Below are 15,286 nucleotides of genomic sequence, written 5' to 3' on the forward strand. Positions count from 1 at the left end.
TGTGGACAACGTATTCAGCTTCAAGCAGGGCACTGTGCCGCTGCTCATCAGCATGCCCCACGCGGGTCTGCGCCTGACGCCCACGGTAGAGGCCGGGCTGGTGCCCGAGGCCGCCGGGCTGCCGGATACCGATTGGCATATTCCGCGTCTGTACGACTTTGCCGAAGCCATGGGCGCCAGCCTGCTGAGCGCCGAGTATTCGCGTTTCGTCATCGACCTCAATCGGCCGTCTGATAACAAGCCGCTGTACGCCGGGGCCACCACCGGGTTGTTCCCCGAAATCCTGTTCGAGGGCGATCCGCTGTTCAAGGACGGCCAGGCCCCGAGCGACGAAGAGCGCGCCACCTACCTGCAAAAAATCTGGGGCCCTTACCACCGCGCCCTGCAGGCGGAGCTTGAGCGCCTGCGCAGCGAATTCGGCTATGCGCTGTTGTGGGATGCGCATTCCATTCGTGCGCAAATCCCCCATCTGTTCGACGGCCAGTTGCCAGATTTCAACCTGGGCACTTTCAATGGCGCCAGCTGCGACCCGAGCCTTGGTGCTGAACTGGAAGCGGTATGCGCCGGCAACCCAGCCTTCACCCACGTGCTCAACGGGCGGTTCAAGGGAGGCCATATCACCCGCCATTACGGTGATCCAGGCCGCGATATCCATGCGGTGCAGTTGGAGCTGGTGCAACGGGCCTATATGGAAGAGTTCGATCCGTTCAACTACCGCGAGGACCTCGCCGAGCCGACCCGCCAGCAGATCAAGGCGCTGCTGCAGACGATGCTCGACTGGGGCGCCAGGCGCTACGCCTGACCGGCCCGCAGGAGGGACGCGGATATCCCCCTATCTCCAGAAGGGACATGCGCCTGATGGCCTTTCAGGTTTATGATGGCCCCAGGAGCCTATTCCCTTTACGGAGCGCGTGATGCAGACCTTGTACCCGCAGATCAAACCCTACGCCCGGCACGATCTGGCCGTGGAAGAGCCGCATGTGCTGTATGTCGATGAAAGCGGATCGCCTCAGGGTTTGCCGGTGGTGTTCATTCATGGTGGGCCGGGGTCTGGTTGCGATGCCGCCAGTCGCTGCTATTTCGATCCGAATATGTACCGGATCGTGACCTTCGATCAGCGTGGCTGTGGCCGCTCGACCCCCCATGCCAGTCTCGAGAACAACACCACTTGGGACCTGATTGCCGACATGGAGCGCATTCGTGAGCATCTGGGCATCGACAAATGGGTGCTGTTCGGTGGCTCCTGGGGCTCGACCCTGGCGCTGGCCTATGCGCAAAAGCACCCGGAACGCGTCCATGGCCTGATCCTGCGCGGGATTTTCCTCGCCCGCCCGCAGGAAATCGAATGGTTCTACCAGGCTGGCGCCAGCCGCATGTTCCCCGATTACTGGCAGGACTACCTGGCGCCGATCCCTCAGGACGAGCGCGGCGACCTGCTGCAAGCCTTTCACAAGCGCCTGACCGGCAGTGATCAGATCGCTCAGATGCATGCCGCCAAGGCGTGGTCCACCTGGGAAGGCCGCACTGCGACGCTGCGCCCCAACCCGCTGGTGGTCGATCGGTTCTCCGAACCGCAGCGGGCCTTGTCGATTGCGCGCATCGAGTGCCACTACTTCACCCACAAAGCCTTTCTCGAGCCCAACCAGCTTATCCGCGACGTGCCAAAAATCGCTCATCTGCCTGCCGTGATCATTCACGGCCGATACGACGTGATCTGCCCATTGGACAACGCCTGGGAGCTGCATCAGGCCTGGCCCAACAGCGAGCTGAAAGTAATCCGGGATGCTGGCCATGCGGCCTCCGAACCAGGGATCACCGATGCACTGGTGCGCGCGGCGGACCAGATGGCCCGGCGCCTGCTCGACCTGCCGCTCGAAGAAGCATGAAGGGTTTGCTGCAGCGCGTCAGTTCGTCGCGTGTCGAGGTCGCCGGTGAAATCGTCGGCGCCATCGATCAGGGATTGCTGGTATTGGTGGCCGTGGAACCTGGTGATACTCAGGCCGCGGCCGACAAACTCTTGCACAAGCTGCTTAACTATCGGGTGTTCAGCGACGAGCAGGGCAAGATGAATCGCTCGCTCACCGATATAGAAGGTGGTTTGCTGCTGGTCTCGCAATTCACCCTCGCGGCCGACACCCAAAGCGGCCTGCGCCCGAGCTTCTCCACAGCAGCGGCGCCGGCCCTGGCCGCCGAGCTTTTTACCTATTTGCTGGACCAGGCAAGCTCTGTGCATGGCAAGGTGGCGAGCGGCCGATTTGGCGCCGACATGCAAGTCCACCTGGTAAACGATGGGCCTGTGACCTTCCTGTTACAGGTCTGAAAGCGCGGGAATCAGCGAATTGGCAATAAATATCTACATTTGTAGTAAAAAAACCTTATCTGCCCTGATGCGTTGTCTGACCGCGTGCTAGATAATCGCGCGCATCGGGGTCCGTTTCAGCGATCCATTTAGACCTGACTTGAGGGTGCTCCGTCGCCGCGTGGGGAATCATTACGCCCATTCGTAGTCGGAACATTGCTCGCCAACCCGGCAATCGATAGCTGGCCGTTGGTTTTATGATCTGTTTTTCGGCGAGGGTTGCTCGTGATTGTTAGTTCCTGTACTGCACCAAGAACACCAGGCAAGCGCCTGCGCAGCATCATGCTGGCCGGCTCTGCTCTGTTTTGCCTGTTCAGTGCCAGCCAACTCTGGGCTTTCAGCCTCGACGACGTAGCGGACAAGGCCAAGGACCTCGCGGCGAAGAAATACGAAGCGCCAAAAAGTAACCTGCCTGCGGTGTTCCGCGACATGAAGTTCGCGGACTACCAGAAGATCCACTTCCGTGCCGACAAGGCCGAGTGGGTCGACGACAAGACGCCTTTCCGCCTGTCGTTCTATCACCAGGGTATGCACTTCGATACACCGGTGAAAATCAACGAAGTGACCTCCACTTCGGTCAACGAGATCAAGTACGACGCCAATCGTTTCGATTTCGGTGATCTGCAATTCGATCCCAAGGCCACCGAGCAACTGGGCTATGCCGGTTTCCGCGTAACCTACCCGATCAACCGCGGCGACAAGCAGGACGAAGTCATGACCCTGCTGGGCGCGAGTTACTTCCGCGTGATCGGCAAGGGCCAGGTCTATGGCCTCTCGGCCCGTGGCCTGGCGCTCGATACCGCGCTGCCGTCGGGCGAAGAGTTTCCGCGCTTCACCGAGTTCTGGGTCGAAAAACCGAACCCGGACGACAAGCAGCTGATCATCTATGCGCTGATGGATTCGCCGCGCTCCACCGGTGCCTATCGCATGGTGCTGCGCCCGGGTACCGACAGCGTCCTCGACGTGCAATCGCGGGTCTACCTGCGTGACCACGTCAGCCGTCTGGGCATCGCGCCGCTGACCAGCATGTTCCTGTTCGGCTCCAATCAGCCGTCCAAGGTCCTCAACTATCGCCACGAGTTGCACGACTCTACCGGCCTGTCGATCCACGCTGGCAATGGCGAGTGGGTCTGGCGTCCGCTGAACAACCCGAAACATCTGGCTGTGAGCAATTTCATGGTCGAGAACCCGCGTGGTTTCGGTCTGCTGCAGCGTGGCCGCGATTTCAGCCGCTATGAGGATCTCGACGACCGCTACGACAAGCGCCCGAGCGCCTGGGTCGAGCCGCGTGGCGACTGGGGCAAGGGGACCGTCGATCTGGTCGAGATCCCGACTGCCGACGAAACCAACGACAACATCGTTGCCTTCTGGAACCCGGAAAAAATGCCGGAGCCGGGCGAGCCGCTCGACCACAACTACCGTATCCACTGGACCATGGACGAATCCGAGCTGCACTCGCCGGACATCGCCTGGGTCAAGCAGACGCTGCGCTCCACTGGCGACGTCAAGCAATCCAACCTGGTTCGTCAGCCGGACGGCAGTGTCGCGTTCCTGATCGACTTCGAAGGGCCGGTGCTCAAGTCGCTGCTCGACGACGCCAAGGTGCGCAGTCAGGTCAGCGTCGGCGACAACGCCGATCTGCTCGAGAACAGCGTGCGCTACAACCCGGTCACTCAGGGCTGGCGCCTGACCCTGCGGGTCAAGGTCAAGGACACCAGCAAGTCTGTGGAGATGCGTGCAGCGCTGGTCCAGGACGCTTTGCCGGGTGATGCCACCGACGAGTCCGCCAAGACCGAACTGGCCCGCGGCGCGAAAGCCAAGGCCAAGGCCGACGCTGAGGCAGTCAAGGTCACCGAGCCTGCAGCCAATGGTGAAGCTGGCAAGGACAAAGGCGTAGCCAAGTCCGACAAGCCGGCGGATGCCAAGGCCGATGCTAAAGCTGACGCGAAGGCCGATGCCAAAGCAGATGCCAAAGCTACCGACAAGACCGCTGATGCTAGCAAGCCTGGCGATGCAAACGCCCAGCCTGATGCCGCAGCCACTCCGTCCACCCCGGAACCGATCAAGACCGAACAAGTCCTGACCGAGACCTGGAGCTACCAGTTGCCAGCCGATGAGTAATTCCCAAGCACAGCCAGAGTCGCTGCACGAATATCTGGCCCACTTGCCCATGAGTGAGGAGCAGCGCGCCGAGTTGGCGAGCTGCACTTCCTTCGGTGAACTGCACGAGCGCCTGTCGGCCTCCAGTGTTGGCACCGATGGTCAGGCTGCGGCCGGGCATCGCCTGACACTCAACAGTGCGGCCGAGCTCGACGAGCACGGCCTGTTGGTGTTGGACGCCAACGGCCGCGTGCGGATCAAGGCGACCCCGCCGATCAACCGTACCAAGGTGGTCCCGGAGCCTTGGAAAACCAACGTGCTGGTACGCATGTGGCGTCGCCTGACCGGCAAGCCAATCGGCCCCGAACCGACCAGCGACAAGCGTGACCTGCCCAAGGCGCGCTGGCGCTGGGTCGGTTCGACTCGCCGCTACATCCTGCTGATCCTCATGCTGGGCCAGACCATCGTTGCCGGCTACTACATGAAAGGCATCATGCCCTACCAGGGCTGGGCCATGGTCGACCTGCAGGAAATCGCTCATCAGCCTTGGCTGACGTCAGCGCAGCAGGTACTGCCCTATGTGTTGCAGACCAGCATTCTGGTGCTGTTCGGTATCTTGTTCTGTTGGGTGTCGGCGGGTTTCTGGACCGCACTCATGGGCTTCCTCGAGTTGCTGACCGGGCACGACAAGTACCGCATTTCGGGTGCCAGCGCCGGTAACGAGCCGATCGAGCCCGGTGCTCGCACCGCGCTGGTGATGCCGATCTGTAATGAAGACGTGCCGCGGGTGTTCGCCGGTTTGCGCGCGACGTTCGAATCGGTAGCCGCCAGCGGTAACCTCGATCGCTTCGACTTCTTCGTGCTCAGCGACACCTACGACACCGACATCGCCGTCGCCGAGCAGCAGGCCTGGCTCGACGTCTGCCGCGAGACCAAAGGTTTCGGGCGGATCTTCTATCGCCGCCGTCGCCGTCGCGTCAAACGCAAGAGCGGTAACCTCGACGACTTCTGCCGTCGCTGGGGCGGCGATTACCGCTACATGGTGGTGCTCGACGCCGACAGCGTCATGAGTGGCGAATGCCTCTCGGGCCTGGTGCGGCTGATGGAAGCCACACCGGATGCCGGGATCATCCAGACCGCGCCGAAGGCGTCGGGCATGGACACCCTCTATGCGCGCATGCAGCAGTTCGCGACTCGCGTCTACGGCCCGCTGTTCACCGCTGGCTTGCACTTCTGGCAGTTGGGTGAATCCCACTACTGGGGGCACAACGCGATCATTCGCATGAAGCCATTCATCGAGCACTGCGCCTTGGCGCCGCTGCCGGGCAAGGGTGCGTTTGCCGGGGCGATCCTGTCCCACGACTTCGTCGAAGCGGCGTTGATGCGGCGTGCCGGTTGGGGTGTATGGATCGCCTACGACCTGCCAGGCAGCTACGAAGAACTGCCGCCTAACTTGCTCGACGAGCTCAAGCGCGACCGTCGCTGGTGCCACGGCAACCTGATGAACTTCCGCCTGTTCCTGGTCAAGGGCATGCACCCGGTACACCGCGCGGTGTTCCTGACCGGGGTGATGTCCTACCTGTCGGCGCCGTTGTGGTTCTTCTTCCTGGTGCTGTCGACGGCGTTGCTGGCGGTCAATACCCTGATGGAACCGGCGTACTTCCTCGAGCCGCGGCAGCTGTATCCGCTGTGGCCGCAGTGGCATCCGGACAAAGCCATTGCGTTGTTCTCGACCACTATCGTGCTGCTGTTCCTGCCCAAGCTGCTCAGCATCATTCTGATCTGGGCCAAGGGTGCCAAGGAGTACGGTGGGCGCTTCAAGGTCACCCTGTCGATGCTGATGGAGATGCTGTTCTCCATGCTGCTGGCGCCGGTGCGGATGATTTTCCACACCCGTTTCGTGCTGGCGGCCTTCCTGGGCTGGGCAGCGACCTGGAACTCGCCACAGCGCGATGACGACTCGACGCCATGGAGCGAGGCGGTCAAGCGCCATGGTCCGCAGACGCTGCTGGGCTTCCTCTGGGCCGTTCTGGTGGTCTCGTTGAACCCGAGCTTCCTGTGGTGGCTGATTCCGATCGTCGGTTCGCTGATGCTGTCGATTCCGGTGTCGGTGATTTCCAGCCGTACCAACCTCGGCTTGCAGGCCCGTGACGAGAAACTGTTCCTGATCCCCGAGGAATACTCGGTACCCCAGGAATTGGCTTCCACCGATGCCTACACTCACGAAAACCGCTGGCATGCACTCAAGGACGGTTTCGTCCGGGCAGTGGTCGATCCGCGGCAGAATGCCTTGGCCTGTTCACTGGCCACGGCACGTCACGGCCAAGCCGAACCGATCGAGTGGATGCGCGCCGACCGTGTGCGCACTGCGTTGACGGTAGGGCCAGAGAAGCTCGACAGCGCCACGCGCCTGTACTTGCTCAGTGATCCGGTGGCGCTGTCGCGTCTGCACTCACAAGTGTGGAGTGATCAGAACGAAGCCTGGTTGGGCGCCTGGCGCAAGTCGGTCGCCGCTGACCCGCATGCGCCGTTGTTGCCGTTGCAGCCGGACGCAGTGGTGCCGCAGAACATGGTCAATGCCTGATCTGCAGCCGTAATGTAAAAGGCCCGGGATATTCTCCCGGGCCTTTTTTATTGGGCGACGCTGATGGCCTCTAAGCGGGCCTGCCCGCGAAGGTGCCGCCCGGATCAGACCCGGAACCGCCCCACTAGCGACTGCAAATGCGTGCCCAGCCGCGCCAGCTCGACGCTCGACGCCGCAGTCTCCTCACTGGCTGCAGAGGTCTGCTCGGACACATCGCGCACATTGATCACGCTGCGATTGATCTCTTCCGCCACCGCGCTTTGCTGCTCAGCGGCCGTGGCGATCTGCTGGTTCATCGACTGAATCGCTGACACCGTCTGGGTGATGCTCTCCAGGGACACGCCGGCCTTGCGGGTCAGTTCGACACTGCTGCCGGTCAATTCCAGGCTACTGTCCATGGCGCGGGTGACTTCCTGGGTGCCATTCTGCAGGGCGGTGATCAGCGCTTCGATCTCCTGGGTCGAAGTGTGAGTGCGCTGCGCGAGGCTGCGCACTTCGTCCGCCACCACGGCGAAGCCGCGCCCGGCTTCGCCGGCTCGGGCTGCCTCGATGGCGGCGTTGAGCGCCAGCAGGTTGGTCTGCGCGGCCACCGACTTGATCACATCGAGGATGCCGCCGATCTTGTCGCTTTCAAGCTTGAGGTGGTTGACCGCTGTACTGGAGTGGCTGACCTCGGTGGCCAGGCGCTCGATCTGCGCGATCGCCTGGCTGACCACCTTGTCACCCTCACGGGCTTGTTGATCGGCCGCTACAGCGGCTTCAGAGGCCTGCTCGGCATTGCGGGCGACCTCTTGCACCGTGGCCGCCATTTCGTTCATCGCCGTGGCCAGTTGATCGGTCTCGACCTTCTGACTGGTGACCCCGGCGCTGGTCTGCTCGGTAACTGCCGACAGCTCTTCGGCAGCGCTGGCGATCTGCGTGACACCGTCGCTGATACCGCTGACGAGGCCGCGCAAGGCCAAGGTCATGCGCTGCATGCTCTGCTGCAACTGGCCCAGCTCGTCGCGGCGCTGCACATCAAGGTTGTGGGTCAGGTCGCCGTTGGCGACGCGGTCTACTGCCACGAGGGTCTGCTGCAGCGGCACGGTGATTTGCCGAGTGATGAGCCACGCCGCGAGTATCCCGAACAGCAGGGCCAGCACGGCGGCGGTGCTGAGCAGCACCTTGCCTTGCCGGGTGTCGGCATCGCGTTTTTCGGCCTGCGATTTCTCCAGTTCGGTGCTGTATTCCAGCAGTTGGTTGCCTGCCGTTTGCATGCGATTGAGGGCGGTCAGCTGACTGACTTGCGCGGTATGAAATTGGTCAACGGCGGCCCGATAGCCAAGGAACCCGGTGGTGGCTTCCTTGAAGTCTCCCGCGAACTGCTCCGGGAGTTGTTTGGAGAGGACGTCGATAGTGCCAAGCGCTTTGGTGATGGCATCTTGAGCGGGCTGCTCGGCCTCCGGCGCCGCGCTGTAGGTGTATCCGCGTACCTGGAAGCGCGCCTGCTGCAGCTGTTTGCTGAGGTCAACGATGGCGGTGTACAGCGCCAGATCCGCGGACTGCAGCAACGACTGCTCCACCGCATTGATGCTGGCAACGGCGCGATCGGCAGTCGCCCCCAGTTGCGCGCGCGCCGCCTCGCGGGCTTGCACGGCCTGATCCATGGCGGCGAACGCGCTGCGATATTCGTTGGTGGCAGTGGTCTGCTTTTCAAGCAAAACCTGATCGCTGCGCACGGCCATCAGCCCTTGGGCCTTGCGCACGGCGTCGTCCACCCGTGCCAGTGCAGCGGTCACCTCTGGGGCGCCTTTGAGGCCTTTGTTGAACTCGTAGCTGATGCGTGCGATACGCAGATCGCGCGTGGCATTGCTGACCTCGCTGATGGAGGCGAGCTTGTCGCCGCGCGAGATCAGGCTGTCGAGCCCGGTCCAGCCGGTGGCAGCGATTATCACGGTAAGCACCAGCACCAGGCCGAAGCCCAAGGCGAGTTTGGTTTTGACGGGGGTGTTGGCGAGAGAGCGGGCAGCCCAACTTGACATATGAAGCACTCCATTGCGTGGCAGACGCGAGAGGGACGGATAACCCCAAGCGTATCGGCCTGGGGCAGCAATCCTTGACCAACAGAGCTGCTGAGAATCGAATGAGCTTAGTACAAGCGGGCGAGAAGCGCCGTGACTGCAGTTTCGACCCGCAAGATGCGCTCACCCAACTGCACCGGCTGCAGGCCGGCCTTGGCCAGCAACTCGACCTCGTAGGGGATCCAGCCGCCTTCGGGGCCGATGGCCAGGGTCACTGCGGTGTCGACGGCGCGTGGGCAGGGAGGGTAGTCGCCCGGATGGCCGACCAGACCCAAGGTGCCATCAGCAATGGCCGGCAACCTGTCCTCGACGAAGGGCTTGAAGCGCTTTTCGATCACCACCTCGGGCAGGACGGTGTCGCGGGATTGCTCGAGGCCGAGGATCAACTGCTCGCGGATGGCCTCGGGCTCTAGAAAAGGGGTTTGCCAGAAGCTCTTCTCGACCCGATAGCTGTTGACCAGTATCAAGCGCGGCACGCCCATGGCGGCGATGGTCTGGAACACCCGGCGCAGCATCTTCGGCCGGGGCAGGGCCAGTACCATGGTCAGCGGCAGCTTGGCCGGCGCGGGCTGGTCCAGGCTGATCTGCAGTTCGGCTTCGCCAGCCGATAACCTCAGCACCTCCGCGCGGCCCATCAGGCCGCCGATACGGCCGACGCGCAGGCTGTCACCGACCGCCACCCGCTGCACTTGCTGCATGTGGGTCAGCCGGCGATCGCGCAGCACGACTCGGTCAGCCGCGCTGAAGTCGGCCTCTTCGAGCAACAGCAGGTTCATGGGCGCGTCGCGGGCGGCTGGTCGTTGCTGTCGGCTTGTTCGGCGTCTTCATGATCGCTGCGCTTCTTGATCATGCCGGCAAACAGTACGCCGACCTCGAAGAGCATCCACATCGGCACCGCCAACAGGGTCTGCGAGAAGATATCCGGTGGAGTCAGGAGCATGCCGACCACGAAGCAGCCAATGACCACGTAGGGGCGGGCCTTTTTCAGGTACTTGACGTCGACCACGCCGATCCACACCAGCAACACCACCGCCACGGGGATTTCGAACGCTACGCCAAAGGCGAAGAACAGCGTCATCACGAAGTCGAGGTAGTTGGTGATATCGGTGGCCATCATCACCCCGACCGGGGTAGCGCTGGCGAAGAACTTGAAGATCAGCGGAAACACCAGGAAGTACGCGAAGGCCATGCCGGCATAGAACAGGACGATGCTCGATACCAGCAAGGGCACGGCGATGCGCTTTTCGTGCTTGTACAAGCCGGGTGCGATAAAGCCCCAGATCTGATGCAGGATCACCGGAATCGACACGAACAGCGACACCATCATGGTCAGCTTGAACGGCGTCAGGAAGGGCGAAGCGACGTCGGTGGCGATCATCGTCGAGCCCACGGGCAAGAACTCGCGCAGCGGGGCCGAGACGATGGTGTAGATCTGTTGAGCGAAGGAGAACAGCCCGGCAAAGACCAGGAAGATCGCTGCAACGCAACGCAGCAGGCGCGTGCGCAGTTCGGTCAGGTGCGAGACCAGCGGCATGGGCTGGTCGTTTTCCGGGATTTCGCTCATGGGGCTCGTGGGGGCAATGAGGTTTCGGTGGCAGGCTTTTCAGTCTGAGGCTTGGGCGTCGGCACCGTTTCGCTGCTGGCGGCGTCGGCCGAGGTCAACGGCGGCACGGGCAGGGGGTCGCTGACGGCGTGAACCGGCTCGACTGGCGCGGGTGCGGGTTGCTCGAGGGCCAGGTGCGGCTCGCTGGCAGCCACCGGTAGCGGCGCAGCGGCAGGCGGGTGAGCCTCGGTGGCTGGCGCTTCCGCTGCTGGCGGCTGCGCAGGCTTAGGCTGGGCCGCCTGCGGATTGAGGATTTTGCGCGCTTCTTGTTCTAGCGACAAAATATGCTCGTTGTGCAGCTGCCGGCGGATTTCGTCCGCGCCGATTTCGCGCTCTACTTCGTTCTTGATGGCATTGAAGCTGCGCTTGAGGCGACCGATCCACAGGCCCGCCGTGCGTGCTGCACCGGGCAGGCGCTCGGGGCCGAGCACCAGCAGGGCCACCAGACCGACGAGCAGTAGTTCCGTAAAGCTGATGCCAAACATAGATCAGTCTTTCCTGATGGGCTCTTCGACTTTTTGGTGTTGGCCGTCGATGGTGTGTGGCTGATTCAGTGGCGAGGTCGCCTGTGGATGCACTGGCTGTACCGGCTCTACCGTCGGCTCGTGTGGTTTTTCGTCATCGTTCATGGCCTTGCGGAAGCCCTTGATCGATTCGCCGACATCGGTGCCGAGGTTCTTCAGTTTCTTGGTACCGAATATCAGCACGACGACCACCAGAATGACGATCCAGTGTTTCCAGTCAAAAATACCCATAGTGCAGCTCCTCGAGAAAATTCGTTAGGCAGATGGCGTGCGAGCGGCCTTCTCGTCATGGCCCGACAGGCCAAAACGGCGGTCCAGCTCGTCGAGTACCGCCTGCGGATGTTGACCGAGGGCGGCCAGCATCACCAGGCTATGAAACCACAGATCGGCGGTCTCGTAGATGACATCACTGCAGTCGCCACTGACAGCGGCATCCTTGGCGGCAATGATGGTCTCGACGGATTCTTCGCCGACTTTTTCCAGAATCTTGTTCAAGCCCTTGTGGTACAGGCTGGCGACATAGGATGAATCGGCAGCGGCGCCTTTGCGCGCTTCGAGCACCTGGGCCAGGCGCGTCAGGGTGTCAGTCATGGGCAGATCCTGCCTGGTAGATGGCGTGCGGGTCCTTGAGGACAGCGTCGACGGTGTTCCACTGGCCGTCGGCGTACACGCGATAGAAGCAGCTTTCACGGCCGGTGTGGCAAGCGATATGGCCGATCTGCTCGACCATCAGGACGATCACGTCAGCGTCGCAGTCCAGGCGCATTTCGTGAAGGATCTGCACGTGGCCCGACTCTTCGCCTTTGCGCCACAGCTTGCCCCGGGAACGGGACCAATAGATGGCACGGTTTTCGGTGGCCGTCAGGCTCAGTGCTTCGCGGTTCATCCAGGCCATCATCAACACGCGCCCGGTTTTGTGATCCTGGGCGATGGCCGGTACCAGGCCATCTTCATTCCAGCGGATCTCGTCCAGCCAATCTTTCATCTTCGACTCCGGCAACAAGGCCTCTAGTGTGCCAGTGCTAGGCGCCACTGGCTATCGGCGAACGACCAGATACAAGCCGCTGCCCAGCATCAGCCAGCAGGGCCAGGCCTGTATCGAGTCGATGAGCGGCCCGGTCGCCGCCAGCGTAGCGCCGCCCACCAGCAGCAAGGCCCCGGCGATGCGCAGCAGCCAGCCATCCGTATGGTGCCGCCAGTCAGGCTGTTTGTTCTTGCGGTGGGGCTGAGCGTTGCGTTCGAGCAGGTCGCGGGTCATGCCGATCAGGTGCGGGATCTGTTCGAGTTGCGTCTGCGCGCTGTTGAACAGCGATTTGGGGCTCACGCGTTCGCGCATCCAGCGCTCCAGGAAGGGCTGCGCGGTGCTCCACAGGTCGAGTTCCGGGTACAGCTGACGGCCCAGGCCCTCGATGTTGAGCAGGGTTTTTTGCAGCAGCACCAGTTGCGGCTGGATTTCCATGTTGAAGCGCCGCGCCGTCTGGAACAGGCGCATGAGCACCTGGCCGAAGGAAATATCCTTCAGCGGTTTTTCAAAGATCGGCTCGCACACGGTGCGGATGGCCGCTTCGAATTCATTGAGCTTGGTTTCGGCGGGCACCCAGCCGGAGTCGATGTGCAGCTGGGCCACGCGTCGGTAATCGCGCTTGAAGAACGCGAACAGATTGCGTGCCAGGTAATCCTGGTCTTCGGGGGTGAGGCTGCCGACGATCCCGCAGTCGATGGCGATGTACTTCGGGTCCCACGGGCTGACGGTGCTGATGAAAATGTTGCCGGGGTGCATGTCGGCGTGGAAGAAACTGTCGCGAAAGACCTGGGTGAAGAAGATCTCCACGCCGCGTTCGGCGAGCAGTTTCATGTCGGTGCGCTGGTCGGCCAGGGTCGCCATATCGGTGACCTGCACGCCGTAGATGCGCTCCATCACCAGCACTTTCGGCCGGCACCAGTCCCAATAGACCTGCGGCACGTAGAGCAGCGGCGAGCCTTCGAAATTGCGCTTGAGCTGGCTCGAGTTGGCGGCCTCGCGCAGCAGGTCGAGTTCGTCGTAGATGGTTTTTTCGTAATCGCTGACCACGTCCACCGGATGCAGCAGGCGCGCGTCGGCCGACAGACGTTCGGCCCAGCCGGCGAGGATGAACAGCCAGGCCAGGTCCTGGCCGATGATTGGCTTTAGGCCCGGACGCACTACCTTGACGACCACTTCGTCGCCGTTTTTCAGACGGGCGCTGTGAACCTGCGCCACCGAGGCCGACGCCAAAGGCTCGACGTCGAAGCGGCTGAATACCGAGGTGATCTTTTGCCCCAGTTGCGACTCGATCAGGGCCATGGCCTGTTGCGGATCGAAGGGTGGCACGCGGTCCTGCAGCAGCATCAATTCATCGGCGATGTCTTCGGGCAGCAGGTCGCGGCGGGTGGAGAGGATCTGCCCGAACTTGATGAAGATCGGCCCCAGGTCCTGTAGCGCCAGGCGCAGGCGGGCACCACGGGTCAGCTCGAGTGTTTTGCGCGGGAACCAGCGCCAGGGCATGGCGAAGCGGGTGATGCGCAGGAACCAGGGCAGGGGCAGGGCGAAAATCAGGTCATCGAGACGGTAGCGGATCACGACGCGCTGGATGCGCAACAAACGGCGGACGGCAAGCAGCTTCATGCGTTATCGCTGGAGTCGAGGGATCGGGAGAGGCGCTCAATACGCGCCTCGAGGCGTTCGGTGTCGATCTTGAGCTGGTCGAGCTCGGCGAAGCGGGCTTCGGCTTCGCGCTTGCCCACCAGTGTCCGGGATTCTTCGGCCAGGTACTCGCCGAGGTTGTTGCTCAGGCTGTCGAAGCCCTGGCGTGCCCAGCGTGCGCGGCTGTTGAGATGCCCGCTGAGCAGCGGCGTGGCCACCGGGCCGAGCCATTGCGACAGCTCGTATTCCCAGTCGAGCTCCAGGTCCTGCAGCACCTTGACCAGATCGATGAGCACGGCGCTGTCGCCGCTCAGATCGACCTGCGGGCTGTGCAACACGGCGGTCTTGTCCTTGCTCAGGCCCAGCTGGATCAGGCTCGAGGCTGGCGCACGCAGCACGCAATCGGCAGGCGCCGCCCAGTGGCTGGCCAGCAGCAGGCCCTCGTCGCTGGGCAGGATGAACAGCTGCAGCGCCGGGTTGCGGCAATCGATCTCGATCACCTTGCCCTGCAATCGCGCCAACCGTGGCAGGGCGGTGCTGTCCATGCGCAGCACGCGGTTGAGGCCGTGCTCGACGCTGGCGATCAGGCCGCGCAGCAACATCAGGGTTTGATACCGCGGTGCAGCGCGACGATGCCCGAGGTCATGTTGTGGTAGGTGACGCGGTCGAAACCGGCCTGCACCATCATGGCCTTGAGGGTTTCCTGGTCGGGGTGCATGCGGATCGACTCGGCCAGATAGCGATAGCTCTCGGAGTCGTTGGTGATCAGCTTGCCCGCCAGTGGCATGAAGGCGAACGAATAGGCATCGTAGACCTTGGACATCAGCTTGTTGGTCGGCTTGGAGAACTCCAGCACCAGCAGGCGGCCGCCCGGCTTGAGCACGCGCAGCATCGAGGCGATGGCGTCTTCCTTGTGGGTGACGTTGCGCAGGCCGAAGGCGATGGTCACGCAGTCGAAGTGGTTGTCCGGGAAGGGCAGTTTTTCCGCGTCGGCCTGGACGAACTGGACGTTGCCAGCCACGCCGAGGTCGAGCAGGCGGTCGCGGCCGACCTTGAGCATGGAGGCGTTGATGTCGGCCAGTACCACTTCACCGGTCGGGCCGACCAGGTGCGAGAACTTGCGAGCGAGGTCGCCGGTACCGCCCGCGATGTCGAGCACCTTGTTGCCAGTGCGCACGCCGGACAGTTCGATCGCGAAGCGTTTCCACAGGCGATGCATGCCGCCCGACAGCACGTCGTTCATGATGTCGTACTTGGCCGCTACCGAGTGAAACACCTCGGCGACCTTTTCGGCCTTCTGGCTTTCGGGCACATTCTTGTAGCCGAAGTGCGTGGTGGGTTCGGCATCGCTGCCTTTGCGCTGATCATTCATATCGCTGTCACCGGAAAAAATT

The 15,286-nt window shown here is 62.5% G+C and carries 15 protein-coding genes; 5 read left to right on the forward strand and 10 right to left on the reverse strand.

The genetic code is table 11. From position 1 onward, the window contains the following. The first annotated feature begins 1 nt into the window (after position 1). From hutG to mdoH, 5 genes are all read left to right on the forward strand, one after another. Complete coding sequence (hutG, locus tag LIX93_RS11560; protein WP_226504168.1) at positions 2–802, forward strand: N-formylglutamate deformylase; 801 nt, start codon at positions 2–4, stop codon at positions 800–802. A 112-nt stretch (positions 803–914) separates the two neighbouring features. After that, positions 915–1,886, forward strand: a complete 972-nt coding sequence (gene pip / locus LIX93_RS11565; RefSeq protein ID WP_226504169.1) for a prolyl aminopeptidase — start codon at positions 915–917, stop codon at positions 1,884–1,886. After that, on the forward strand, positions 1,883–2,320 hold the full coding sequence (dtd, locus tag LIX93_RS11570; RefSeq protein ID WP_226504170.1) for a D-aminoacyl-tRNA deacylase: 438 nt from the start codon (positions 1,883–1,885) through the stop codon (positions 2,318–2,320). The genes pip and dtd overlap by 4 nt, the downstream gene beginning before the upstream one ends. A 264-nt stretch (positions 2,321–2,584) precedes the next feature. After that, a complete protein-coding gene (locus LIX93_RS11575; RefSeq protein WP_346015221.1) occupies positions 2,585–4,480 on the forward strand; it encodes a glucan biosynthesis protein G in 1,896 nt (631 codons plus the stop codon). Further along, on the forward strand, positions 4,473–7,043 hold the full coding sequence (gene mdoH, locus LIX93_RS11580) for a glucans biosynthesis glucosyltransferase MdoH (RefSeq protein ID WP_226504171.1): 2,571 nt from the start codon (positions 4,473–4,475) through the stop codon (positions 7,041–7,043). Before LIX93_RS11575 ends, mdoH begins: the two co-directional genes overlap by 8 nt. Before the next feature lie 104 nt (positions 7,044–7,147). Here mdoH and LIX93_RS11585 read toward each other — a convergent pair whose 3' ends face one another. The 10 genes from LIX93_RS11585 to ubiE form a co-directional block, all read right to left on the reverse strand. Beyond that, entirely contained in the window at positions 7,148–9,064 is a 1,917-nt protein-coding gene (locus LIX93_RS11585) for a methyl-accepting chemotaxis protein (protein WP_226504172.1), read from the reverse strand. A gap of 107 nt (positions 9,065–9,171) precedes the next feature. Continuing rightward, the gene (locus tag LIX93_RS11590) at positions 9,172–9,879 is read right to left on the reverse strand and encodes a 16S rRNA (uracil(1498)-N(3))-methyltransferase (protein ID WP_226504173.1); all 708 of its coding nucleotides are present in this window, start codon (positions 9,877–9,879) and stop codon (positions 9,172–9,174) included. Then, entirely contained in the window at positions 9,876–10,667 is a 792-nt protein-coding gene (tatC, locus tag LIX93_RS11595; protein ID WP_226504174.1) for a twin-arginine translocase subunit TatC, read from the reverse strand. The genes LIX93_RS11590 and tatC overlap by 4 nt, the downstream gene beginning before the upstream one ends. Beyond that, positions 10,664–11,191, reverse strand: a complete 528-nt coding sequence (gene tatB / locus LIX93_RS11600; protein ID WP_226504175.1) for a Sec-independent protein translocase protein TatB — start codon at positions 11,189–11,191, stop codon at positions 10,664–10,666. Before tatB ends, tatC begins: the two co-directional genes overlap by 4 nt. A 3-nt stretch (positions 11,192–11,194) precedes the next feature. Beyond that, the gene (locus tag LIX93_RS11605; RefSeq protein ID WP_226504176.1) at positions 11,195–11,461 is read right to left on the reverse strand and encodes a twin-arginine translocase TatA/TatE family subunit; all 267 of its coding nucleotides are present in this window, start codon (positions 11,459–11,461) and stop codon (positions 11,195–11,197) included. Between the two features lie 24 nt (positions 11,462–11,485). Next, complete coding sequence (locus LIX93_RS11610) at positions 11,486–11,821, reverse strand: phosphoribosyl-ATP diphosphatase (protein WP_226504177.1); 336 nt, start codon at positions 11,819–11,821, stop codon at positions 11,486–11,488. Further along, positions 11,814–12,215, reverse strand: coding sequence for a phosphoribosyl-AMP cyclohydrolase (gene hisI, locus LIX93_RS11615; protein ID WP_226504178.1), 402 nt, complete (start codon positions 12,213–12,215; stop codon positions 11,814–11,816). The genes LIX93_RS11610 and hisI overlap by 8 nt, the downstream gene beginning before the upstream one ends. Before the next feature lie 51 nt (positions 12,216–12,266). Then, positions 12,267–13,874: a ubiquinone biosynthesis regulatory protein kinase UbiB gene (gene ubiB / locus LIX93_RS11620; protein ID WP_226504179.1), complete on the reverse strand. Its 1,608-nt coding sequence runs from the start codon at positions 13,872–13,874 to the stop codon at positions 12,267–12,269. Further along, positions 13,871–14,494 carry an SCP2 sterol-binding domain-containing protein gene (locus tag LIX93_RS11625; RefSeq protein ID WP_226504180.1) on the reverse strand — a complete coding sequence of 208 codons (624 nt, stop codon included), beginning with the start codon at positions 14,492–14,494 and terminating at the stop codon, positions 13,871–13,873. The genes ubiB and LIX93_RS11625 overlap by 4 nt, the downstream gene beginning before the upstream one ends. Next, positions 14,494–15,264, reverse strand: coding sequence for a bifunctional demethylmenaquinone methyltransferase/2-methoxy-6-polyprenyl-1,4-benzoquinol methylase UbiE (ubiE, locus tag LIX93_RS11630; protein ID WP_226504181.1), 771 nt, complete (start codon positions 15,262–15,264; stop codon positions 14,494–14,496). Before ubiE ends, LIX93_RS11625 begins: the two co-directional genes overlap by 1 nt. Between the last annotated feature and the right edge of the window lie 22 nt (positions 15,265–15,286).

It is taken from the genome of Pseudomonas sp. MWU16-30317 (assembly GCF_020515695.1).
Classification (GTDB): domain Bacteria; phylum Pseudomonadota; class Gammaproteobacteria; order Pseudomonadales; family Pseudomonadaceae; genus Aquipseudomonas.